Source organism: Lysinibacillus macroides, assembly GCF_001281525.1.
Taxonomy (GTDB): Bacteria; Bacillota; Bacilli; order Bacillales_A; family Planococcaceae; genus Lysinibacillus; species Lysinibacillus macroides.
Genome location: NZ_LGCI01000006.1, coordinates 276,702 through 301,039, shown reverse-complemented (window position 1 = coordinate 301,039; position 24,338 = coordinate 276,702). Strand labels below are relative to the sequence as shown.

At 39.2% G+C, this 24,338-nt stretch carries 22 protein-coding genes; 14 read left to right on the top strand and 8 right to left on the bottom strand.

From position 1 onward, the window contains the following. Window positions 1-51 precede the first annotated feature (51 nt). The 3 genes from ADM90_RS11730 (at window position 52) to ADM90_RS11720 (ending at window position 5,816) form a co-directional block, all read left to right on the top strand. Complete coding sequence (locus tag ADM90_RS11730) at window positions 52-3,741, top strand: ABC transporter ATP-binding protein (protein WP_053995199.1); 3,690 nt, start codon at window positions 52-54, stop codon at window positions 3,739-3,741. 1 nt (window position 3,742) lies between these two features. Beyond that, complete coding sequence (locus ADM90_RS11725; protein WP_053995198.1) at window positions 3,743-5,458, top strand: ABC transporter ATP-binding protein; 1,716 nt, start codon at window positions 3,743-3,745, stop codon at window positions 5,456-5,458. A 145-nt stretch (window positions 5,459-5,603) separates the two neighbouring features. After that, window positions 5,604-5,816, top strand: a complete 213-nt coding sequence (locus ADM90_RS11720; RefSeq protein WP_053995197.1) for a hypothetical protein — start codon at window positions 5,604-5,606, stop codon at window positions 5,814-5,816. A gap of 130 nt (window positions 5,817-5,946) precedes the next feature. Here ADM90_RS11720 and ADM90_RS11715 read toward each other — a convergent pair whose 3' ends face one another. Then, a complete protein-coding gene (locus ADM90_RS11715) occupies window positions 5,947-6,846 on the bottom strand; it encodes a DMT family transporter (RefSeq protein ID WP_053995196.1) in 900 nt (299 codons plus the stop codon). Window positions 6,847-6,967: 121 nt separating this feature from the next. Here ADM90_RS11715 and ADM90_RS11710 point away from each other — a divergent pair, with 121 nt between their 5' ends. Next, the gene (locus ADM90_RS11710; protein WP_053995195.1) at window positions 6,968-7,870 is read left to right on the top strand and encodes a S66 peptidase family protein; all 903 of its coding nucleotides are present in this window, start codon (window positions 6,968-6,970) and stop codon (window positions 7,868-7,870) included. Window positions 7,871-8,094: 224 nt separating this feature from the next. Here the strand turns inward: ADM90_RS11710 and ADM90_RS11705 are convergent, their stop codons facing one another. Next, window positions 8,095-9,681: a catalase gene (locus tag ADM90_RS11705; protein WP_053995194.1), complete on the bottom strand. Its 1,587-nt coding sequence runs from the start codon at window positions 9,679-9,681 to the stop codon at window positions 8,095-8,097. Window positions 9,682-9,872: 191 nt separating this feature from the next. Here ADM90_RS11705 and ADM90_RS11695 point away from each other — a divergent pair. Next, window positions 9,873-11,014 (top strand): IS3 family transposase gene (locus ADM90_RS11695; RefSeq protein ID WP_152927953.1). Its coding sequence is split into 2 segments (ribosomal slippage): window positions 9,873-10,146 and window positions 10,146-11,014, totalling 1,143 coding nucleotides; the frame shifts between segments, so codons are not numbered across the junction. A 216-nt stretch (window positions 11,015-11,230) separates the two neighbouring features. Here the strand turns inward: ADM90_RS11695 and ADM90_RS11690 are convergent. Together ADM90_RS11690 and ADM90_RS11685 are read right to left on the bottom strand one after the other, a co-directional pair. Beyond that, on the bottom strand, window positions 11,231-11,740 hold the full coding sequence (locus tag ADM90_RS11690; RefSeq protein ID WP_053995193.1) for a hypothetical protein: 510 nt from the start codon (window positions 11,738-11,740) through the stop codon (window positions 11,231-11,233). Continuing rightward, window positions 11,737-12,444, bottom strand: a complete 708-nt coding sequence (locus ADM90_RS11685) for a B3/B4 domain-containing protein (protein WP_053995192.1) — start codon at window positions 12,442-12,444, stop codon at window positions 11,737-11,739. The genes ADM90_RS11690 and ADM90_RS11685 overlap by 4 nt, the downstream gene beginning before the upstream one ends. A 60-nt stretch (window positions 12,445-12,504) precedes the next feature. On the opposite strand from ADM90_RS11685, the gene queG reads away from it, so the two are divergent. The 4 genes from queG (at window position 12,505) to ADM90_RS11665 (ending at window position 16,019) form a co-directional block, all read left to right on the top strand. Further along, complete coding sequence (gene queG / locus ADM90_RS11680) at window positions 12,505-13,635, top strand: tRNA epoxyqueuosine(34) reductase QueG (protein WP_053995191.1); 1,131 nt, start codon at window positions 12,505-12,507, stop codon at window positions 13,633-13,635. Between the two features lie 184 nt (window positions 13,636-13,819). After that, window positions 13,820-14,293 (top strand): tRNA (uridine(34)/cytosine(34)/5-carboxymethylaminomethyluridine(34)-2'-O)-methyltransferase TrmL, encoded by a 474-nt coding sequence (trmL, locus tag ADM90_RS11675; protein WP_053995190.1) that lies wholly within the window; start codon window positions 13,820-13,822, stop codon window positions 14,291-14,293. Window positions 14,294-14,433: 140 nt separating this feature from the next. Next, on the top strand, window positions 14,434-14,997 hold the full coding sequence (locus ADM90_RS11670) for a sigma-70 family RNA polymerase sigma factor (protein WP_053995189.1): 564 nt from the start codon (window positions 14,434-14,436) through the stop codon (window positions 14,995-14,997). Beyond that, window positions 14,994-16,019 (top strand): DUF4179 domain-containing protein, encoded by a 1,026-nt coding sequence (locus ADM90_RS11665; protein WP_053995188.1) that lies wholly within the window; start codon window positions 14,994-14,996, stop codon window positions 16,017-16,019. Before ADM90_RS11670 ends, ADM90_RS11665 begins: the two co-directional genes overlap by 4 nt. Window positions 16,020-16,063: 44 nt before the next feature. Here the strand turns inward: ADM90_RS11665 and ADM90_RS11660 are convergent, their stop codons facing one another. Further along, window positions 16,064-16,912 (bottom strand): VOC family protein, encoded by an 849-nt coding sequence (locus ADM90_RS11660; RefSeq protein WP_053995187.1) that lies wholly within the window; start codon window positions 16,910-16,912, stop codon window positions 16,064-16,066. 395 nt (window positions 16,913-17,307) lie between these two features. On the opposite strand from ADM90_RS11660, the gene ADM90_RS24700 reads away from it, so the two are divergent. Next, window positions 17,308-17,481, top strand: coding sequence for a hypothetical protein (locus ADM90_RS24700; RefSeq protein WP_162838603.1), 174 nt, complete (start codon window positions 17,308-17,310; stop codon window positions 17,479-17,481). A 71-nt stretch (window positions 17,482-17,552) separates the two neighbouring features. Then, window positions 17,553-18,383, top strand: a complete 831-nt coding sequence (locus tag ADM90_RS11655) for an aldo/keto reductase (protein ID WP_053995186.1) — start codon at window positions 17,553-17,555, stop codon at window positions 18,381-18,383. Window positions 18,384-18,423: 40 nt separating this feature from the next. Here ADM90_RS11655 and ADM90_RS11650 read toward each other — a convergent pair whose 3' ends face one another. Next, on the bottom strand, window positions 18,424-19,263 hold the full coding sequence (locus tag ADM90_RS11650) for an RluA family pseudouridine synthase (RefSeq protein WP_053995185.1): 840 nt from the start codon (window positions 19,261-19,263) through the stop codon (window positions 18,424-18,426). Window positions 19,264-19,317: 54 nt separating this feature from the next. Continuing rightward, window positions 19,318-19,734, bottom strand: coding sequence for a disulfide formation protein C (locus tag ADM90_RS11645; protein ID WP_053995184.1), 417 nt, complete (start codon window positions 19,732-19,734; stop codon window positions 19,318-19,320). Window positions 19,735-19,929: 195 nt separating this feature from the next. Between ADM90_RS11645 and ADM90_RS11640 the strand changes: the two genes are divergently transcribed. Both ADM90_RS11640 and ADM90_RS11635 read left to right on the top strand, forming a co-directional pair. Further along, the gene (locus tag ADM90_RS11640; protein ID WP_053995183.1) at window positions 19,930-21,045 is read left to right on the top strand and encodes a GAF domain-containing sensor histidine kinase; all 1,116 of its coding nucleotides are present in this window, start codon (window positions 19,930-19,932) and stop codon (window positions 21,043-21,045) included. 12 nt (window positions 21,046-21,057) lie between these two features. Continuing rightward, entirely contained in the window at window positions 21,058-21,705 is a 648-nt protein-coding gene (locus ADM90_RS11635) for a response regulator (protein ID WP_053995182.1), read from the top strand. Window positions 21,706-21,759: 54 nt separating this feature from the next. Here the strand turns inward: ADM90_RS11635 and ADM90_RS11630 are convergent, their stop codons facing one another. Then, window positions 21,760-22,881, bottom strand: coding sequence for a response regulator (locus tag ADM90_RS11630; RefSeq protein WP_053995181.1), 1,122 nt, complete (start codon window positions 22,879-22,881; stop codon window positions 21,760-21,762). Window positions 22,882-23,380: 499 nt separating this feature from the next. Here ADM90_RS11630 and ADM90_RS11625 point away from each other — a divergent pair, with 499 nt between their 5' ends. Next, window positions 23,381-24,310: a helix-turn-helix transcriptional regulator gene (locus tag ADM90_RS11625; protein WP_053995180.1), complete on the top strand. Its 930-nt coding sequence runs from the start codon at window positions 23,381-23,383 to the stop codon at window positions 24,308-24,310. The last annotated feature ends 28 nt before the right edge of the window (window positions 24,311-24,338 follow it).

The following is a 24,338-nucleotide window of genomic DNA, read 5'->3' as shown; positions in this document are numbered from 1 at the left end:
CACGATTCAATTATGGATTGTGTCTTCTGCTATAAAGGAGGCAATGATTTGATGAATATAGATATAAAAAATGAAGAGTTATCGCCTATTAGACGTCTTCTCGATTGGATGGGAAAAAAGAGGCGTATGTCCATTGTATTTGCCGCCATGTTAGCTGTATTATCGACAGCACTTGGGCTTGTACCGTATCTTGTTGTTTATGTGATTGCTGAAAAGGTCTTAGGTAGTGGGGAAGGCTGGCTAGAGCACCAGCCCTATATAGCGCTTGGAACTGTAGCATTATTGGCTATATTGGGGAAAGGTTGGTTATTTGCTTGGTCAACCAGAATTGCCCATTTAGTAGCGTTTCCTGTACTTTACGACATCCGAATTTTGCTAGCGAAGAAGCTAGCGACTTTACCGCTCGGTTATTTTCAAACACATTCAACATCAGAAATAAAAGATATGATGAATGAGAAGGTCGAACAATTAGAAGAAGGTATTGCGCATTTTATTCCAGAAATGACGGCTTCTACGGCTGTTCCTTTTTTGACAGTTGTAACAATGTTTTTAATTGATTGGCGTATGGGACTAGCTGCGTTGCTTTATGTACCTGTTGTGTATTGTAGTTTCAAATGGGTTCTACGTAAGCTGGGCATCATTGGTCCAGAATTGCAAAAGCAGCAGATGCGTGTGATGGAAGCGGTGTTGCAATATGTATATGGCATGAAAGTCATTAAGGCATTTGCTCGCGCCGATGCAAGCTATGATTCGTTTCGCACAGTTATAGAGGATAGCTCACAAAAGATATTAACACTCAACCTTCGTATATTTCGCTATAAAGGGCTAGTGGTTGGCTTGTCTCGAGGCGGTCTACTGTTTGTTATTCCAACGGGTATTTGGCTGTATAGCACGGGAACACTTGGCATTCCAACATTTGTATTCTTTGTGCTTATGACTCTCAGTTTTGGTAAGACGATTTTTGATGTGATTCATAGTGGCAGTCATGCGATAGATATTGTCAAACGTAGTATGGACAGTATTACAGCCTTTTTGCAGGAAAAATCTCTACCTGAACCAACTGAACCTTTACAGACAAAGGGTAGTGAAATTCGCTTTCACAAAGTTTCATTCTCCTATGATGAAAAACGTTCTGTATTGAAAGATCTTTCTTTTGTTGCACCAGAAGGCAAGGTGACAGCATTAGTTGGTACTTCAGGCTCAGGCAAATCTACCATTGTTCGGCTGGTATCGCGTTTTTGGGATGTAGAGAATGGCGCTGTATCGATTGGGAATGTAGATGTACGACAAATTGCTTCTCTGGAGCTGGCGCGAAATGTTTCCTGTGTGTTTCAAGATGTCTTTCTTTTTAACGATACCATCATGGAAAATATCCGCATCGGCAAACCAAATGCTAGTGATGAAGAAGTGATGGAGGCAGCGAAAAAGGCAAGCTGTCATGCATTTATTATGGAATTACCAGAGGGCTATCAAACACAAGCAGGTGAGCATGGAAGCCGTTTGAGCGGCGGACAGCGCCAGCGTATTAGTATTGCTAGAGCTATTCTCAAAGATGCACCCATTCTACTTTTGGATGAAGCAACTGCCTATGTTGATGCAGAGAATGAGGCACGTATTCAAGAGGCACTGACAGCCTTGATGCATCCAAAAAGCGGCAAACCGAAAACAATGATTGTTGTGGCACATCGACTAGGGACAATTGCTGACGCAGACCAAATTGTCATTATACATGATGGAGAAATTGAGGCAACTGGCACACATGATGAGTTGCTACAGCAGCAAACACGTTATGCACAGATGTGGAACAAATTTTTAGCGACAGAGCAAGGAATCGTGAATGAGAACAAAGCCGAAGTATTCGCAATCGACCATACACAGGATGTTGCTGTGCACACTGGCTCGTCTACCCATTCTACCTTGCCCCCTACTCCAAATCATCCCTATACAACGCTGAGTGAACCTAATGGGTATTGGCGCAAGCTTCTGCAATTAGCAGGACCTGATCGTAAACAGTTGCTACGTGCTTGTCTGTTTCCTTTATTAGCAGCACCACTTATTAGCTTAACAACATGGTCCGTCATGGCGATTATCCAAGCGTTGACTGTTATGGATATGACTCAGGCATGGGGATACGCTGCAATATTATTATTTTGTTTAATTGGTCAAGTGTTTTTAACCATCGCTTCTTTCCGCGGCTTTGAACGCTATGATAACGCAGTAGGACGACGTTTACGTATTTATCTTGGACAGCATTTGCGGCGTTTGCCAATGGGCTTCTTTCTTACAAAAGATGCAGGCACAATTCAAACAAGGTTGACAACGGATGCTTCTGGTTTTGGAGGTTTGTCTATATTTGACTCGATAGGGACACTGATACGCGGTATAGTAGCCCCTGCCCTGCTGTTTGGCGCTATGCTTTGGCTTGATTGGCGACTTTCTTTATTTGCATTGTTAGGTATACCTGCGTATTTAATTATGACACGTTTTATTAACAGGATGTTCGATGAAACAATGAAGCAGCAAAACGAAGCAAAGAGTGCAGCCAACAATCAAATTCTTGAGTATATTCAGGGCATACCTGTTATTCGTTCATTTGCTTCTAATCATACAAGGCTTGAACGCTATGAAAAAGCGATGGCTGCTTATCGTGATGCCAATATGACCGTTCAAAATCGAATGACACCGTATCAGTTTTGGTATAGCTCCTTATTTGAAGTTGGCTTTGCGGCTGTTTTACTAGCGGGTAGTGTGTTGTATTCAATCGGTTCACTATCAGGAATGACCTTCTTACTCTTTATGATTTTGATGCTTGGTTTTTTTGAGCCCATTCCTTTATTGAATTATACATTATCCCGACGACTTTATTTGGCGGCAGCCAGTCGAGTGTCCGAGGTGCTTGATGTACCTGTGCTACCAGAGCCAGAGATAGCACAAGAGCAGAAGCCAGTAGGCGTAGGAATCGAACTACACAAAGTTTCCTTTTCTTATGAAGGGCGCAAACAAGGGGAGTGTGCCATCATTAATGATCTTACTTTATCTATTCCAGCACATAGTATGACAGCATTTGTAGGGCCATCTGGTGGTGGAAAAACAACGCTACTTAATCTTATTGCAAGATTTTGGGATGTACAAGCTGGGCACATTCGTATTGGTGGTGTGGATGTGCGTGATATGCGGATGGACACATTAATGAGCCATCTATCGATTGTATTTCAGGATGTTTATTTGTTTAAAGATAGCGTGCTGAATAATATTCGTTTTGGACGTCCAGAGGCAACAGAGGAGGAAGTTATTGCTGCGGCAAAAGCTGCCCGCTGCCATGAATTTATTGTCGCGTTGCCAAATGGATACAATACACGGATTGACGAAGGAGGTTCTTCTTTATCAGGAGGTGAAAAGCAACGAATTTCGATTGCACGAGCCATCTTAAAAGATGCCCCAATTGTACTGTTGGATGAGGCTACATCAAGTATTGATCCGGAAAACGAATGGGAGATTCAAGCAGCGCTTCGTGCATTAACCGTCAACAAAACATTAGTAGTCGTAGCACATCGACTGAGCACCATTCAGCATGCAGATCAAATTGTGATGATCAATGAAGGGCAAATCATTCAGCAAGGAACACATGAGCAATTACTTCGTGTACCTGGACTGTATCGCCAATTTTGTGAAGAACGTAATCGTGCACAGCAATGGACCTTATCTAATGATAGGCATACCAATGCTATGATAGGAGGATAATATGATTCGACGTTTTTTTAGTTATTATCAGCCTTATAAGGGATTATTTTTAGTTGATTTTGGTTGCGCTATTTTAGCAGGTTTATTGGAATTGGCTTTCCCGTTAGTCGTGAATCTATTTATTGATGATTTGCTACCTGATGGCAAATGGGACTTAATTATTTGGGCGTCACTTGGTTTATTGGCATTATATGCCCTCAACACAGTGCTTTTGTATATTGTTAATTATTGGGGGCATATGCTTGGTATCCATATTGAAACCGATATGCGTCGCAAATTGTTTGGACATATTCAAAAGCTGTCATTTCGCTTTTTTGATAATACGAAAACAGGGCATTTGATTGGCCGTCTGACAAACGATATGAACATGATTGGTGAGATGGCACATCATGGACCAGAGGATTTATTTATTGCGGTCATGACATTGGCTGGTTCATTTGGCTTGATGATGATGATTAATTGGAAGTTAGCGGTACTGACATTTGTTGTTGTACCAATCATCATTTGGGTTGTCGTTTATTTTAACGGTAAAATGACGAAGGCTATTCATCAACTATTTCGAGACATTGGTGACTTCAATGCGAGAATTGAAGACAATGTAGGTGGCATTCGTGTGGTGAAAGCATTTTCTAATGAGGCACATGAGGAAGCACAATTTGACGTGAACAATAATCGTTTCCGTCTTACAAAGCTACGCTCTTACAAGCTGATTGCCAGTAACGGCTCGATCAGTTATATGATGATGCGATTTGTCAGCCTGTTTGTCATGGTATGTGGTACATGGTTTGTGATCCATCAAGATTTAACGTATGGGGAATTTGTCGCTTTTTTACTATTAACAAATGTATTTTTCCGACCTATTGAAAAAATTAATGCTATTGTAGAAAGTTACCCGCAAGGCTTTGCTGGCTTTAAGCGCTATGTTGAGCTATTAGATACAGAGCCAGATGTGGCAGATGCTCCTGATGCAACTGAGCTAGCACCCCTTCAACGAGATATTCATTATGATCACGTATCTTTTAGCTATGAAGGAGAAAAGCAAATACTAAGCAAGATTAGCCTGCGCATTCGTAAAGGAGAGACCATTGCTTTTGTAGGACCTTCTGGAGCAGGTAAAACCACAATATGTAGCTTATTGCCGCGTTTCTATGAGGTAGAGGAAGGCGCAATTCGTATTGATGGTGTAGATATTCGGCAGGTAACACAGGAATCGTTGCGCCGACAGATTGGGATTGTCCAGCAGGATGTGTTTTTGTTCGCTGGCACAATTCGAGAGAATATTAGCTATGGTAAACTAATAGCAAGCGAAGAAGAGTTATGGGAGGCTGCCCGTAGAGCTCGGCTTGACTCGTTTATTCGTGAGCAGGAGCTCGGCATGGATACAGTTATCGGTGAACGGGGTGTGAAGCTATCAGGAGGTCAGAAGCAACGGCTGGCTATCGCTCGCATGTTCTTGAAAAATCCACCTATTCTGATACTGGATGAAGCAACTTCCGCATTAGATACAGAAACAGAGCAAGCGATTCAGCATTCACTTGCAGAATTGGCTGAAGGGCGTACAACACTCATCATTGCCCATCGATTAGCAACCATTAAAGATGCAGATCGAATCGTTGTGGTAACAGAACAAGGCATTGTGGAGCAAGGGACACATCATGAGTTACTTGTTACTGAAGGCGTGTACAGTCGACTTCATCAGGCGCAATTTGGTCATTAGCATCAACATCAACTCGCACTAAATTTGGTGCGGGTTGTATTTTTTTACATAATACAATTAATAGCTAAATAACTGTTTTAGAGAAGAGGAATGTAAGGAACAAAACTAGAAGATATAATCATTAGAGTCGTGAAAGGATGATGGGATGAAATTAATCAATACCTATGAGGCTTACAAAAAAGAAGCAAGGGAAATGCACAATGAATATGAACGTTTAAAGACACCTTCCTCTTTACTAAATTTTGTACGTGCAGAGGCGCGATTAAACGGCTTTGTCACAGCATTGCAGCATATAAAATTGACAAAGGAAACGACCCTGATTATTGACGATTATCGGAGTGGAAATATTTTTAACTAAATATTCAACAAGTAACGGATATAGCCTAGTTATTTTGATATTACGCTAAAATTATGCATAATAGATTTGTAGCTGAAAAGCTCAATTATACAAGAAAAAGTAAAAAGGAACGCTCATAAACAAAGACTTCTTATGATGGAAGCCTTTGTTTATTTGTTTTTCCAGCTAAAATAACGCCTGCTACAACGGCAAGCCCCCCAATAATTTGAAATGCATGGAGTTTTTCATGAAGAAAGAGAATTGCAAAAATAGTGGCAAAAACAGGGATAAAGTTTAAATAAATGCTTGCCTTGTTTGCACCAAGCTGTATAACCCCATTATTCCAGCATAGAAAGGCAACGATGGAAGCAAATACACCAACATATAAAATTGCTGCAATGGTTGACCATCCCCAATGAATGGTAGCTGTACCCTCTAATGTTTCATATAAATAAAAAGGAAATAGTAGTACCAGACCAAGCACGATTGTTACAAGGAAAGTAGATTGACCTGGTAAACGCTTTGCATACTGTTTAATTAACAATGAATACACACTCCAACAACAGACTGCAATGGTAACAATTACATCCCCTTTGTTAAACGTAAAGCCTACCAAGCTTGCAAATGAGCCACCCGTAATAATAAAGACAACACCACTAAGCGATAAAATCGTCCCAATTAGCTGAAATTTTGATAGCCTCTCCTTTAGAAAAATAAAGGAAAGTATATAAATGATAATGGGTGTGGATGAATTCATCAATGATGCATTAATGGATGTTGTATAGTGTAGGCCAATATAAACAAGTGTGTTAAATGCTGCAACACCAGTTAAAGATAAAATCAGCACAATTAACCAATGTTCCTTGAGTAGAGGCCACTCACGTTTTAAAGAGCGATAAGCAATTGGTAAGAATACCATAAACGCAACACACCAGCGTAGAAAAGCCAACGTTAATGGAGGAATATCATCACTAACAGCCCGCCCAATCACAAAATTACCACCCCATAATAGCGTTGCCAGCAATAATAGCACATACGGTGGGATTTTCATTGAACAATAACTCCTTTATTATGAGAATAATATGGTCAATTATAGGCACTAAGCTTAGCATTAATCAATGTCTGCATTCCATTAATATGCTAAAATAAGGAAAACAGCAGGAGGAGTTTATATGAAAACTACTGTACCACATTTACAAAAGGGCGATTTAGTAGGGGTTGTTGCATTGTCAAGCCGTGTAGAGCCTGAAAAATTAGGAGAGGCATTATCGTTTTTAGAGGAATTAGGCCTTCACTATATTGTTGGTGATACGATTTATGCACAACATCATTATTTAGCAGGTGATGACGACATCAGGTTAGCAGATTTCCATGAGATGGTGAAAAATCAGCAAGTGAAGGCGATCTTTTGTATAAAGGGAGGCTATGGCTCTGCGCGAATAGCTGAAAAAATTGATTATGCGCTATTAGAGGAAAATCCTAAAATTTTCTGGGGCTTTTCAGATGTAACATATTTACATTGCGCGATCAATGAATACGCCAATCTCGTAACATTTCATGGACCTATGCTAATGGCAACTAGTAAGATAGATAATTTATCAAAGAAAATGTTTTTCCAGCTATTTTCGCCAATGGAAATTCAGTATACAGAAGCGATTTCTCCGTTAACAACAATTGCAGAGGGTGTTGCACGTGGAGAACTAATTGGTGGGAATCTTCATCGTCTTGTTAACACAGTAGGGACTAAATTTGAGGTGTGCACGGATGGCAAAATCTTATTGCTGGAGGAGAGAGGGGAAGCAATTGCTAAAATCGATGCAATGCTTCAGCAATTAAAACAAGCAAGGAAACTAGAACAGTTAGCAGGCGTTGTGCTCGGCTCCTTTATAGAGACAGGCTCTGATGAAGAGGAGCTACATGCTGTAATGAAAGACTATTTTGCCGAGCTAGGCATTCCAGTTATGGCAGGTTTTAAATTTGGGCATGAGTACACGAATATCGCCATCCCATTAGGAGCAGATGCCATTTTAGATACACAGGAGAAAGTATTAAAGATTTTACCTGGGGTGTATTAATGGGGTTATAGCTGAATTGATGGATAGAGCTGGGCAGAAATAAAGCTGTGGATAGAGTTCTCAAATTAGTGGATAGAAACCTGAAGGTGGCAGATAGAACTTCGCAATTGACAGACAGAAATCAAAGCCGTGGATAGAACGCTCAAATTAATTGGTATAAAATCTCTAAAAATCCGCTAATCGAAGGGTAACTCCTTCAATTAGCGGATAGCATTCATTATTCCTTAATAAGGCTCAGCATCATGTCCTTTATTAACAGCGTCTTGGGGTGCTTGATTACCATCAGTATTGCCAAGAGGCTTTGAAGCACTAGCATCTTTGCGAGCGTTATGCAAACCTTCCTTCAATAAACGACCATATTCCTCATCGGCTTCCTCTGCCAGAGCAATCATGGCATTTTGAATATCCATATGACAGACTGCTAAATCACGGATTAAATTTTCAAGCAGCTCATCGCGCTCCCATTGTTCAAAGTTGCGGTAGGTTTCACCGGCTTGCTTTGTATTGCTTTGACGATCAATGGATTCACGCACAAGGTTTCCTTCAACGTAGGGTGTATATTCTTTCCCAGCTTGTGTTGCTTCCTTTAAGCCATTTAACATCGAAGGCTCATAATTAATATGCGGATTTTGCCCAGGTGCTAGATCACGTTTATACATCATTTGACCACCGCTTTGATTTGTTGCGACACGCTTTTTCGGTGCATTAATCGGCAGTTGTAAGTAGTTAGCGCCTACGCGATGACGCTGTGTATCCGAATAAGAAAATGTACGGCCTTGTAGCATTTTATCATCTGAAAAATCTAAGCCATCGACAAGTACCCCAGTGCCGAAAGTTGCCTGCTCTACTTCAGCAAAATAATCTTCAGGGTTTTTATTCAACACCATTTTGCCCACAGGATACCATGGAAATTGGTCATTTGGCCAAAGCTTTGTGTCATCCAATGGATCGAAATCAAGCTCAGGATGCGGGCCATCCTCCATAATTTGAACATGTAGCTCCCATTCAGGAAATTCTCCACGTTCAATGGCATCATATAAATCCTGTGTAGCATGATTGAAATTCTTCTGCTGAATTTCTTCCGCTTCCTTTTGTGTTAAGTTTTTAATACCTTGAAGCGGCTCCCAATGATATTTCACCAGAACAGCTTTTCCTTCATTATTCACCCACTTGTACGTATTAACGCCAGAGCCCTGCATCATTCGGTAATTCGCTGGAATGCCCCAAGGCGAGTAAACGAATGTTACCATATGAAAGGTTTCTGGTGAGCTGGCACAAAAATCAAAAAAACGTTCAACATTTTGGATATTTGTAATAGGGTCAGGCTTAAAGGCATGAATCATATCTGGAAATTTGAGGGCATCACGAATAAAGAAGATTTTTAAATTATTTCCGACTAAATCCCAGTTGCCATCCTCTGTATAAAACTTTACAGCAAAGCCTCGAGGGTCCCGCAATGTTTCAGGGGAATGACCGCCATGAATAACGGTAGAAAAGCGCACAAAGACAGGTGTTTGCTTTCCCCTATCCTGAAAGACCTTTGCACGTGTATATTTAGAAATTGGCTCATCACCAACAGTACCATAGGTTTCAAAATAACCATGTGCGCCAGCACCACGAGCATGCACGACTCGCTCTGGAATTCTTTCACGGTCAAAGTGACTCATTTTTTCTAGGAAATCATAATTTTCAAGCGTTGCAGGGCCGCGATTACCTACTGTTCGTAGATTTTGATTGTTTGTTATGGGATGCCCTTGTCTGTTTGTCAAGGTTGTATCTTGCTCATGTGTTGAATCATTGTGCTTTGTCATAATATGACCCCTCTTTCTTAATAGATAGTTCTATATTGTCCGTTATTAGGGCAAATTAGACATAAAATAAAAAGCTCTCCTACATGCAAGATGTAAGAGGGCACTGACCTAAAAAAATGAGACAAATAAAAACACCTTTCGTTGAAAAACGGGTATTGTACCTTATCAAATCAATGTGGAGGTGTTTTTCTATGGGGACAAGAGTGAGTTACCCAGTGGAAGTGAAAATGAAAGCAATTGAAATGAGATTAGCAGGCATTCCTGTAAAACAAGTACTAGAGGAGCTAAATATTCGTAACCATTCTCAGTTAAAAACATGGATGAAATGGTACAAGAACGGCGAATTACATCGTCTTGAACAGCCAGTAGGAAAACAATATACATTTGGCAAAGGGCCTGAATATGAAAGTGAAACCGCTAAGTTACAAGCAGAGAATCGTTATTTAAAGCAACAAATTGAAGTGTTAAAAAAGTACGCAGAGTTGGAGAGGAAGTGGTCCCAAAAGTTGTAGTAGAGCTAGTAGAGGAGTTAAAAGAAAGGATGCCGATTGGTGAAATCTGCCGTCATTTAGGTGTAGCTCGTTCGTCGTATTATCGCTGGAAGGTCAATGAAAATAAATTCACTCAAAAGGATCTTCGAGACCAACAAATTGGCGACTTGTGCAAGTTACACAAATTCAGATACGGCTATCGAAAAATCACAGAATTACTTACTGACATTAGTGAGAAAACGGTGCAACGTGTGATGCAAAAATACGGCTGGCAATGTCGTGTAAAGGTAAAGAAACGTAAACGTACGGGACAACCAGCTCACATTGTTCCTAACTTATTAGCACGTGATTTTACGGCATTAAAACCGCTAGAAAGGCTCGTAACAGATATTACTTACTTGCCTTTTGGACAATCTATGATGTACCTTTCAAGTATCTTAGACCTATTTAATGGCGAGGTTATTGCGTTTACAATTGGTTTTACACAAGATACCGACTTTGTCTTAGATACGCTAAATCAATTACCCGATCTACCAGAAGGCTGTATCCTGCATAGCGACCAGGGTTCTGTTTACACATCTTATGCATATCAGAAGGCAGTCAAAGAAAAAGGAATGACCATGAGCATGTCTCGTAAAGGCACGCCCGCTGATAATTCCCCAATTGAAACGTTTCACTCCTCGCTAAAGTCTGAAACGTTCTACCTCGATGATATTTATCGCACAACAAATGCGTGTGTCATAAATATTGTCGAAGAATACATTTACTATTATAACAATATTCGGATTAAAACGAAATTAAACAACCAGTCGCCGGTTCAATACCGTCAACTGGCTGTATAATAAGGTGTTTTCATACTGTCTCAAAAATAGTATTCAGTGCCGAGAGCCTTTGGATGGCGTTTTCAAATAATTTTCCAAGTTTTTTGAGTATGGCCATTGCCTATGGTTGGTGAGTAGTCAGTGGTCATACAGTAACAGGTCACTTGTTATTGGTTTTCCATAGCTAAGGTTGAAAACAGCACATCCAACTCGGTTTGGAGTCTCACCGCCCCGAGATTAGAAATAACGAGAATCATCAAAGTTAAGTTGTATACTATAATTTTTAGCGTTGATCAGATTGGATAGCTTATGCGCATCTTTTTCAAGCTGAATTGCACGCTCCCGATAGACATCAGGCTCGTACATTGCGATGTCATAAAGCACCGTATTTTCACCATAGCCAAGTCGCACGCTTTCCTTTTCGCGCATGCTAAAGCCTTTGCAGAGCTCTGCCTCAGCACGTAGCTGTGTTGCTAGCTCAATAGCTTCTACTAATGCTAGCTGCTCTCCTTTAAAATCTACACAGTTTTGAATATTTGCTTCATAGACTAAACGATCCAATGTACGGGCATCACGGCGAACTTGTGCTAACTCCGCTTCAATAATGACTAGTGCACGATTACTTGTTTTAGGTGCTTGTCCTTTTTCTACCGTGACAAAAGCACTGCGGTGTAATTCCTCAACAAGCTCTTGAATTTTTTTGCCTAAAATACTTTTTAGTTTTACAGCCTCTGCAAGATTAATCATGAAAACACATCCTTCTCAAGTGTTGTAGATGGTGCATCATTTGATAGGAGAGCGATTTGATAATCACCGCCATGAATTTGATGAAACATTTTACCTGCTGCTGCAAGAAGCTCATGTGCTGCTTCAACTGACAATGATGGTCGTAGATAAAAAATATGTAATGCCTCCGTTGTGTCCTCTGAAACGGCTGTACGTTTAGAATCAACAAAAGGTGAGCCAAATGCACCGATTTCATCATGGCTGTAGAGAATATTTTTTAAGGAATTAAAGCGGCTATTTAAGCCTTCATAGCCAACCTCCTCATCACCTAAAGCAATTTCTACATTCCCTTTTAGTTGGGCTATATCGTATAGACCAATAGGAATCTCGTATTGTAGCGAAAAGAAATTATTTAAATCAACCCCTGAATGAAAGGGTGTTAAGTAGTTTTGTTTACTAACCCGGCGCATTAAGCTTTCTGCTGAGTGGCGATAACGATTTGGGTCAGCGCCAAATTTTTTCCATAGCTGTCGCCATTCTGCAATCCCTTCACGCTGTGTCACAGGTTGGTCCTGCATTTCTATAAAAAGATTTTCCTGATACAATTGCATACGACCTTTAATCATTTGAGGCGATTCTGCCACAACAATTTTGGTATAATGGATAATGCCGATTTTTAGTTCAGGATGTTTTGTTAAGAGAGATTGATTTATTGAAATTTTCAAAAAAACATCACCTACTTTATCTATTTTTATTATTGTACCATGTAAGGAGTTGGAAGCAAAATGAACATACATGACCTACAACGTGATTTTGTGGCATATGCGATATCCATTGGCGTTGATAAAATAGGTTTTACGACAGCAGCTCCCTTTACAGAATTAAAAAACCGATTGCGTCGTCAGCAGGAGCTTGGCTATCAATCAGGCTTTGAGGAAAGTGATATTGAAAAACGGACCGAACCCCTTCAATTATTAGAGGAAGCACAGAGCATTGTGGCGATAGCTGTTGCTTATCCCTCACGTATGCAAAATGCGCCTGTAGGTAAAAAGGGTGCAAGGCGAGGGATATTTTGCCGAGCTTCTTGGGGTGTCGATTATCATACAGCATTACGTGAACGCTTGGCGCTATTATCTGCATGGCTTGAGGAACGTGTTGAAGGTATACGCATTCAATCAATGGTAGATACAGGAGCTCTTGTGGATAGAGCAGTAGCAGAACGGGCGGGAATAGGCTGGAGCGGCAAAAACTGCTCGGTTATTACTCCTGAGTTTGGCTCCTATGTTTACTTAGGTGAGCTTATTACAAATATTCCTTTTGCGCCCGATCAGCCGATGGAGGATGAATGTGGGGACTGTCGTTTATGCCTAGATGTATGTCCGACAGGGGCATTAATCGAGGGAGGACAGCTAAATGCCCAGCGCTGTATTGCCTTTTTAACGCAGACGAAGGGAATGCTTCCAGATGAGTTTCGGAGTCATATTGGTAACCGTCTATATGGCTGTGATACGTGTCAGACGGTATGTCCTAAAAATAAAGGCAAGATTAACTGGATTCACGAGGAATTTCAGCCAGATCCTGAGCTTGCGAAACCATTGCTAACGCCACTTTTAACAATCTCTAATCGAGAATTTAAGTCAAGGTTTGGTCATATTTCAGGCTCGTGGCGGGGGAAAAAGCCTATTCAACGCAATGCGATTTTAGCACTTGCCCATTTTAAAGAGGAGGCTGCTGTGCCAGATTTAATTGTGCTGCTTCAAAAAGATGAACGACCGGTAATTCGCGGTACAGCAGCATGGGCTTTAGGCAAAATAGGTGGAGAACAAGCACAAGCTGCCTTGCATGAAGCAGAAGTGATGGAGCAGGATGAAGAGGTGCTTGCAGAAATACAAAAAGGTTTACAGTTTTTTTATTAATGTTGGAGCGAAGCCGCTCAAATCAGGGGTAGAATCGCTCATAAAAGTGGGGAAACCGCTCAAATCAAGGGTAGAACTGCTCATAAAAGCGTGAGAACCGCTCAAATTAGGAATAAAACCGCTCGAAGTACCAACTAAAATGAACTGCCATTCAAAGAAATTTTTAATAAGGAAGTGTACCGTTATGCCATTGCATATCGTTTTATATCAACCAGAAATCCCCGCAAATACAGGCAATATTGCTCGCACCTGTGCTGGTACAAATACATCATTGCATTTAATTCGTCCCCTTGGCTTTTCCACAGACGATAAAATGCTGAAACGTGCAGGGTTAGATTATTGGCATAGTGTTAATGTTGTCTACCATGACTCACTAGAGGACTTTATCGAATTCTCGAAAAATGGTGATGTTTATTTAATTGAAACATATAGTGAGGAACCATTTACCACACATGATTTTAGCAATCGAGAACGGGATATTTACTTTATGTTTGGAAAGGAAACAACAGGCTTGCCCAAGGAGTTTGCCTATGAGCGCCGAGATATGTGCCTGCGTATTCCACAAAGCGAGCATGTGCGTTCATTGAATCTATCCAATACTGCGGCAATTGTTATTTATGAGGCATTGCGCCAACAAGGTTATCCAGGGTTACATTGATTCTCTAGCTAAATAAATCCATGCTCAAGCGACAATAAAAACTTTTATCGTCGCTTGGGTCTTTTTTTTGAGAATAAATGATAGAAGTATTCGTTGTACTTGATAAGAAAGCTTTTTCAATAAGTTAAGGGGCGAAGTACATGAAAAGTTCACCGACCAATTTTATTGTCAGATTACAAAAACAAAAAGAAGATGCACTCGAATATATCATTGATGCATATATGCCACTTGTTAAAACCATTGCTACAAAAATTTTGCATAATATGAAACGGCCAGATATTGAGGAATGTATCAATGATGTATTTTTAATCGTTTGGCAAAATGCACATCAGTTTCAAGGGGACGCACAAGATTTTAAAAAATGGATTGGTGTCATTACAAAATATAAAGCGATTGACCGATATCGGCAAACGGAAAAACAATTGTCATATGAGCAATCTGATGAGCCCCTTCAGCAACAGGCAAGTTCCTTACAGACAGACACCTCCATTTTACAGCGGGAGCAAAAAAACGAATTATTATTAGCCATCAGTCAGCTAGCAGATATAGATCGCGATATTTTTATGATGAAATATTATATGCAGCTCCAAAACAATGAGATTGCAGATGCGTTAGGGCTGACGAAAGCAGCTGTTGATAATCGTTTATATCGCGGAAAGAAAGTATTAGCGACAAATATGAAGGTAAAGGGGCAATTTGTATGAGCATGAAGGAATGGATGAATTTAGATATTGATGAGCTAGAATTAGTAGAAGTATCTGAGGTCGAAAAGCAGCGTGTGAAACAGCATGTGTTGAAAAAGCGTCGTCAAGCACCTATTTGGCGCCGATTAGCAGCTGTTGCCATTATTATGGTCGGTGCTACTACATTCACAGGCTTTGCATTCCCATCTGTTGCTTCACAAATTCCGTTTATGGATAATGTTATTGATTATTTCCAAGATGGTGACCGTTCATATAAAGATTTTGACATTTTCTCGACGAATGTTGGTCTTACCGAAACAAGTAATGGTGTTACAGTGATGATTGATGATGCCATATATGATGGGACGAATGTGATTGTCTCCTTTGCCTTTGAGACTGAGCATGATTTTGGTCAGGATGTCTCTATATCTGCACCTCATTGGTTTTCTGTGGCTGGTGAAATTGGAGCTGGTGGCAGCATGCAAATAACGAAAATTAGTGAGACAAGTTACGTTGGTTTAGCAAGAGTTACACCATTTTTTAAGGATGAGCAGTATCCGGAAACAGTGAATGTTACTTGGAAACCTAAAGTTTTTTATAGTACTACAGAGGATTTGAAAGTAAAAGGAGACTGGTCGTTCGCTTTCTCATTAAATCGTTTAACTGGTAATAAACAACTTATTAATCAAACTGTACAGCATAAAGATATTAGCTTCACACTTCAATCCATTGAATTTACGGATATATCAACCATTATTTCATACGAACAGCTAGTATCGGATGAATTACTTGAAAAATGGGATGGGGTCACACCGCTATTTTATATAACAGATGATCTTGGGCATATGTATGTAAATGGTCTAAGCGGTCCTAGTACAAGTGTTAATAGCCAAAAAACATTGAATGGTTCCACTACATTTGATGCTATTCAGGAAGGGGCGAGTCAACTAATTATTCAGCCTGTGGAGATGGCAAGCCTTTGGAATGGAAAAGGTCATGCAGACATAAAACTTGATCCAATTATTATTGATCTGAAAAAATAGAAAAGTGCCCCCTATAGTGAGACTATTTATAGGGGGATGCCTATTCAGTAAAACTTCAATAACACCACATTACCAGCAGGGTCTTCTGTCTGAAAACCTCCGTCTACTTCTACTACAGGTGCACCGATGGCACGAAGATTTGCTTTCATCGTTGTGGCCTGTTCTTCATCATTTAAACGCAATGAAAATGCTTTTAAACCGACTTGATGCTCACCAAGCTTCGGTGCATTTGCGGATTGCCATGTATTTAAGCCAATGTGATGATGATAGCGACCTGTAGAAATAAATAATGCCTGAGTGCCATAACGTGTGACAATGTCAAACCCTAATCCCTTTATATAAAATTGTTCTGCATCTGCTAAGTTAGAGACAGATAAATGAATATGCCCCATTACTGTATTAGCAGGTAGTCCATGCCAGTGACCATCACCTTCTGCTAAGATAGAACGAATATGAAGCGGCTCCGTTACCATATGCACTTGATTGAAATGCCATAGCCATTCTTGCTCAGGACGATCTGCATACACTTCAATACCATTACCATCTGGATCATTTAAGTAAAGGGCTTCGCTTACATGGTGGTCAGAGGCTCCAAAGTATACACTTTTTTGATGAAAATGATTAATAATATTAGCTAAATCACGGCGACTCGGTAGTAGTAGGGCAAAGTGATAGAGGCCCGTTGTTTGTCCTACTTTTTCTTCCACGGTTTCAGGCTGAACAATTGTTAATAATGCTGTTTGTCCATCCACTGTTAAAGTTGCTTTATAGGCTTCTTGCTGCAAAATTTGAAAGCCAATTACTTCTTGGTAGTATTGTAAGGAGCGTTGGAGATCACTTACCTTTATTTCAACATTTGTGACATATGTGTTAGGTTTTTGATGAAAATGCATAGAGTATGCCTCCAGACTTAAGTTATCTTTTTTTATTTACTTACTTTATGTAAGTAATGTTAATAGAAAAAGAAAAGAAAGTCAAGGAGTGTTATTGCTCCATAAAAAATAAGAAACTCACTAAGCCTTGTGATAGGCTTAGTGAGTTTCTTGAGCTCTTATTTGTCAGCTTTGTAGTCGCCTTCGTAGCCAGCAGTGAAGATAGCTGATAAGAAAGCAACTGTTACACCAATAATTAATATTAATTTCATGGAAGTACCCTCCTCATGTTATAAAGAAATCTCTTTTTAGTATAGCCTATCTACTATAAAAATGAAATGACATAGCTAAATAAAATATGGCGGAAATGGTTCAAACCTGTAGTTAACGGGAAAACTAGCAGTGAGGTGATCATTATGGAGAAAAAGGTAACAAATATTGAAAATGGAACGATGGCAAGAGATATGAAGGAATTGAAAGATTTAGGCAAGCAAATGGAGCATTTACGAGATGGCTTAGAGCTTGCTGAGGATGAGCGAATTGCCGACCCTATTCAATTGGATGATGCTGAAATGGAAAAAGATAAGTAAAAAACTTCTTTATTTTTCTTAAATCCAATTTTTTGTATAATGGTACTAGGAAAAGAAAGGGGTTGTGATTTTTGCATTTACAATCGACTAAAACATTAGTAAATAGTGTAGAAATGCCTCGATTTGGATTAGGTGTATATAAAATGACAGAGCGTGAGGAAACATTGCAGGCGATTGATACAGCATTAAAGTTTGGTTATCGCGCTATTGATACAGCATCTTTGTATGGCAATGAAGCAGAGGTAGGAGAAGCGATTCGTTATTCGGGCATTCCACGTGAGGATATTTTTGTGACTACAAAAGTCTGGAATAAGGATCAGGGCTACGATGCAACATTACGTGCTTTCGAGGTATCACTCAAAAAGTTAAATATGGATTACCTCGATTTATATTTAACCCATTGGGCTGTCCCAGAAACATTTGAAGAAACATATCGAGCGATTGAACGACTTTACGATGAAAAGTTAATTCGTGCAACAGGTGTATCGAATCATCATGAGCATCATTTAGAAAAAATATTGGCAAAGGCAAATACTGTGCCAATGGTAAATCAAGTGGAATTACACCCTTATTTACAGCAACACCCATTAAGCGCATTTTGTAGTGAACACCAAATTGCTGTTACTGCATGGTCTCCACTAGGACGTGGTGGTATACTTGCTGATCCTACCATTATTGAAATTGGGAAAGAAATCGATAAAACCCCTGCTCAGGTAGTACTGCGTTGGCATTTACAAAATGATACACTCGTTATTCCCAAATCCGTAACACCGGGCCGAATTGAGGAAAACGCACAGATTTTTGATTTTGAATTAACCCAAGATCAAATGGAGAAAATGGCAACATTAAATCGTAACCAACGATTTGGGCAAGATCCTGATCATTTTAAATTTGATTTTTAAAAAGAGTAAATCCCGCACTCCAATAGAGGCGGGATTTTTCTTATTGCTCGTCCTTGACGATAATACGTTTATTTAAAAAAGGATGGTCAAATTCTAATTGTATGGCATGCAGTTCATAGTCATCACTTGCTGTTTCTCGTGCACCATACATTGTATCCCCAATAATTGGATGGCCGATATAGGCTAAATGCACACGAATCTGATGTGTACGTCCAGTCTCAAGTATGAGATGAACGACACAGGAATTTTTGTAACGCGCCACCACTTCATAGTGTGTTACAGCATGCTGTCCAGTTTTGGACACAACACGTCTTGTGGCATGGTGTCGGTCTTTGCCAATTGGTTCTGCAATCGTTCCAGAAGACGTTCGTAAATTACCTTGCACCTCTGCTGCGTACATACGAATAATGGATTTTTCCTCAATCATCCGGTCAAAAATGGATTTTGCTAAGGGATGCTTTGCTACGAGTAATAAGCCCTGTGTTCCTTTATCGAGTCGATGCACATGCTCTGCATAAATGCCGCCTTGTTCCTTCATATGTGCCATAACGTGGTTCATACAAGTATGGGTATCACGCGCATCGTTAGGGTGCGTTGACATACCTTTAGGTTTGGATACGATTAAACAATGGTCGTCCTCATAAACCACATCAATGGCACAAACAGGTGTTGGCTTGTAGCTAGAGGTTGGCATAGAGAACGCCACCTTGATGATTGTACCTGCCTGTAAGGGCGTATTCCATGGAATAAGCTCATCATTAGCCAGTGTGATCGCTTTAGCCATTCGTAACTCATGGACAAGCTTTTTACCAAGGCGCCAATGATTACGTAACAGCTCTTCAATCGTTACATGATTTTCATTGATTTCATAAAGAAACATTCATCTTCCTCCGTAGAAAAGACCGCATTCCATTGGTAGAACACGGTCTCTTAATTATTTTGTAGCTTTTATTAAATAGAAGCTAGCCCCTGCAATTAACAAAAACGCAGTTAATGCTAAAAATGGAATAGTTATAAAGCCTAACCAGTTAATATATTGGCCAGTACAAGCTATAGCACCACAGGAAGGAGCATTTTCAGCTAAAAAACTAAGCTTTTGAATGCCGTAATGGTAAAGCGAGATACAACCGCCAATCACAGAAAAAACGGCTGTTGTAACAGCAATACGTGCATTTTTTTGGATAAATGCCACCGTTATTATCATAACAATAGGGTACATAAAAATACGTTGAATCCAACACAGTTTACAAGGCTCATAATGACGAATTTCAGAAAAATATAGTGAACCAAGTGTCGCTACAACTGAAACAACCCAAATAAATAATAAGCCATTTTCCTCTTTTTTAGACATATGAGTTCTTCCCTTCATCAAACTATGTACTTGTACGATTATAGTTGTTCCCGTTTTAGATGTAAATGAAGTTACACAAAATAAGTCGTATCCATGAAAGATGAATTTCAGTCTAAAGTATGAATGGCTGATGCAGACGTTTCTAATTCCTTAATGGTATGATTAAAGTAGCGATACTAAAGAAGAGGTGTTCTCGTGAAAGAAAATGAACATTCTAATATCAGTATTTTAAAAGAAATTGCTGAGTTGTTAAATGAAGAAACTGAAATTGCCACAATGCTAAAAGGAGCACTGATTCGATTTTTAAATGGCACTAATTTTGAAACAGGTTGGATATTTTTTATTGATGCAAAGGGACGCTCAGAGCTAATTGTTCATGAGAATTTACCAGAGGCATTGGAATATAACAATTGTCATTATTTAAAAAAGGGCGGTTGTTGGTGTGTCTCTCGTTATCGCAACGAGGAGCTAAAGAAAGCCTCTAATATTATTGAATGTCAACGTATTGAAAGTGCTATAGCTGCAAATGTTGGCGATCACGCCGGTATTACCCATCATGCAACAGTGCCTTTACAATCTGGACAAGAGCGTTTTGGCGTATTAAATGTTGCCTCCAAGGATACAGTACGCTTTTCAGAAGAGGAGCTAGCTTTATTAGAATCTGTAGCATTTCAGATGGGCTCTGCCATTAAGCGTATTTTACTGACCAAGCAAGAGCAAGAAATGGCACTTGTTAAGGAACGTAACCGTCTAGCACGTGACTTACATGACTCTGTAAATCAGCTGTTATTCTCAGTGACATTAACAGCAAGAGCTGGTATCGAAATGACAGAGGATAGTGACATTAAAGAAACCTTTAAAGAAATACAGCATTTAACACAGGATGCCCTAACAGAAATGCGTGCACTTATTTGGCAATTGCGACCAAAAGGATTAGAAAATGGCTTACTGGAAGCGATTAAAGTATACGCTGACATGCTTGGCTTAAAATTACATGTTACGGTTTCAGGTGTTCTACAATTTCCTTCACGTATTGAAGAAACCTTATTTCGTGTAGCACAGGAGGCGCTCAATAATATACGTCGCCATGCAGGCGTACTAGAAGCGGCGCTGTACATTACAGTTACATCGACAGATATTTTACTCGTTATTCGTGATGAGGGGCGGGGCTTTGTCATTGATAACAATACAAAGCTATTATCAATGGGCTTACAATCCATCAAAGATCGGGCAAAATCAGTGGGTGGCACTGCTGATTGGGTAAGTGGAATTGGCAAAGGCACAGAGCTACTAATTCGCTTGCCGTATTAAGGGGGAGAAAACATGATACGTGTATTAATTGCAGACGATCATCATGTGGTGCGTCGAGGACTATTGTTTTTTTTAAAGACACAAAAGGATATTGAAGTGGTTGGTGAGGCGAAAAATGGCTATGAAGCTGTAGCATTAGCAGAAAGCATCCAACCAGATATTATTTTAATGGATTTAGTGATGCCTGATATGGATGGTATTCAGGCTACAAAGCGTATTAAAGCAAAGTTTCCACAAATTGAAATTTTAATGCTAACAAGCTTTTCTGATCGAGATCATGTAGTGCCAGCAATGGAGGCTGGGGCAGCAGGCTATCAATTAAAGGATATTGAGCCTGATGAATTGGTCTTAGCGATTCGCCGTATTATGCGGGGTGAAAACACTTTGCATCCTGAAGCTACCACAACGCTTGAAATGGATCGCCAAGAATCCCAAAATGCCCCACATCTATTAAATCCGCTAACACCACGTGAACAGGACGTGTTGGCTGAGCTTACGAAGGGAAAAAGTAATCGAGAAATTGCAGCTTCCTTATTTGTAACAGAAAAAACAGTGAAAACACATATTTCTAATATTTTTACAAAGTTACAAGTACAAGATCGAACACAAGCTGCACTGTATGCTGTCAAACATGGCTTAACAGAGGGCAGCGGCATTTAAAAAAAACGGCGGGTTTCTACAAACGATGTAGCAGCCCGTCGTTTTTATATAGTATTAGCTATGCTGTGCAAATAATTTTTTTGAGATCTCTAATAATGTAGAGCTTGGTGTAAGTGCTAAATCTTCCTTTAATTTTTGCCGATATGTTTGAAAAACGCTGTATGCTTGCTTATGAAGTCCAGCCTGGATTAATGTATATAAATAATGTTCAAGCTTTTGTTCGTTATAGGGATCATATTCTAATACCCTATTTAAAAAAAACATGGCTTTCTCCGTATCAGAAAGGATAGTTATTTGAACCCCCTTTTCTAACAACTCTATGTATGATTTCGTTAGTTTATCTTTATAAGTAGTAGCCCATTCATAGTCATCATATATAAACAAACCATTTTTATAAATTGCCAGACATTGATCAATTAATGAAATGGGAGGAGACTCCAATTTTGAAAATTCCTCATAAAATTTTTGGAAATCATATAAATCACAAACAATATTCGGTTTTTCAAAGACATAGTATTTATTTGAAAAAACAATACAATTATTATAGCCAACCGTATTTAGTGCTTTTCTTAAATATGAGAGTGCCGTATGAAGATTGGATTTTGCACGTACATAGTCTAAATCTGGCCATAAAATTTCAATTAAATAATCCCGATGAATGGGTATATTAGGATGCAAAATAAAATAAGCAAATAATTCCTTTGTTTTTTCCGTTTTAAATGCCACTAAACGATTATTGTTATAGACAGCAAATTGATCAAAGCATTGTACATTGAGTATAGTGTGGGCATGTTGCTTTAACATTTGTTGAATAGAGAACTCATGCTCTATACGGGTTATTGTTTTTGCTAAGCGTGCATGATTGATAGGCTTTAATAAGTAATCAAGGCCTCCAATTTCATAGGCCTGTAACGCAAACTCCTGATAGGTAGTCATAAATACAACACTTACATAGGAACGCTCTGTCTTAATAATATCAGCGATTTCAAGTCCAGAAAGTTCTTGTAGCTTTATCTCTAAAAATATAACATCAAACTCTATCATAGGAAGCTCATTCAAAAAGGTTTCAATGCTTGTAAAGGTTTGAATGACCTGTATTTGCTGAAATGCTTGTAATTTATTTTGAAAATAATGTAAAGCTAAAGGTTCATTATCTAGTAAAACGGCTCGAATCATATCAAACTCTCCTTCTTACAATTAAATTAAAAACTATTAAACTCTAGCTTATTTTAGTCTAAAAGTCTTTGTTTTATATAATAAAAGAGCATATAATGGGAAAATATTTAATTTTTTTGTTAAATATTTGATTTTGTTGAAAGGGAATTTATTATAATGAAATATTGAAGCTAACCCCTTCCCATCTCTTATATAGAAGAAGCTTTTAGCGTGTGTTAAGAAAATTAAAAGAATTATGTAATGATCATTGAACAGCTAGCTATCATTTTGATGATTAAACAATTCTTATAAAAAATAAAACAACACTGTTTCGAGAAAGAATGACTAGTTCTCATAAGCAACAAGTATTATTTGTATGATATTGTAATAATTTACTAGTGGTATTATAGTACATTTGGTTTAAATAAAACTTAAAGAATACTTAAATAACTAGTGTATTAGTAATTAATGTGTCAATAAAAATGGGTATAAGGAAATGTGTAGAAAGTGGGGAGCTACAATGAAATTAGAACGACTACTTGCAATGACGATGATTTTAATTAACAGAAGAAAGGTCAAGGCACAGGAATTAGCAGACCTATTGGATGTATCTGTGCGTACGATTTATCGAGATATTGAAACATTGAGCTGTGCAGGTATTCCTGTTATAAGCCAACAAGGCGTAAATGGCGGCATTTGGTTAATAGATGGTTATCGTGTGGATAAGCAGGTTTTAACAAAGGACGAGCTTACTTCGCTATCAATAGCGATTAAAGGTGCGCTAACAGGCTATGAGGACGTACATGCTGAGGCGGTCCTTGAAAAATTAACAAACATTGCGGATGATACGACTAAACAGTCCATGGAGCACCTATTTATAGATCTTAGTCCTTGGCAGCCAAATACGCTTATAAAGAAGCTACTTACATTATTAAAAAAAGCAATTGAAAGGAAGCAGTGTGTAAGCTTTAGCTATTCCACTACATATGGGGAGCAAACTAAGCGCTTCGTTGAGCCACATACATTAGTGCAAAAAGGGAGACTATGGTATTTATATGGCTATTGCACATTAAGAAGGGATTTTCGCCTATTTAAGCTTGCAAGAATCAACCAGTTACAGCTACAGGCAACAACCTTTGAGCGTAGGGAAGTACATTTATCCGAGCTTCCGTGGAATAAAGACTGGCATCAGCCACAAAACCTCGTCAATTTAGTGATCTCCTTTGATAGAGCCATAACAACATTAGTGGAAGAGTCATTTGGGTCTGAGCATATCGATCATGAGCGTGCAATGATTGTGATAGCCATACCAGAGGATGAGTGGCTCTATGGCTTCTTGCTTAGCTTTGGCCATCGCATACACATCATTGAACCTTCTTATATAAGAGATACTATTCATAAGCGTGCACAGGAAATCGTTAATTTATATAAAAATCCAGACAATTGTTGACAGACAGTTGTCAGGTTTCCTTTGTTAC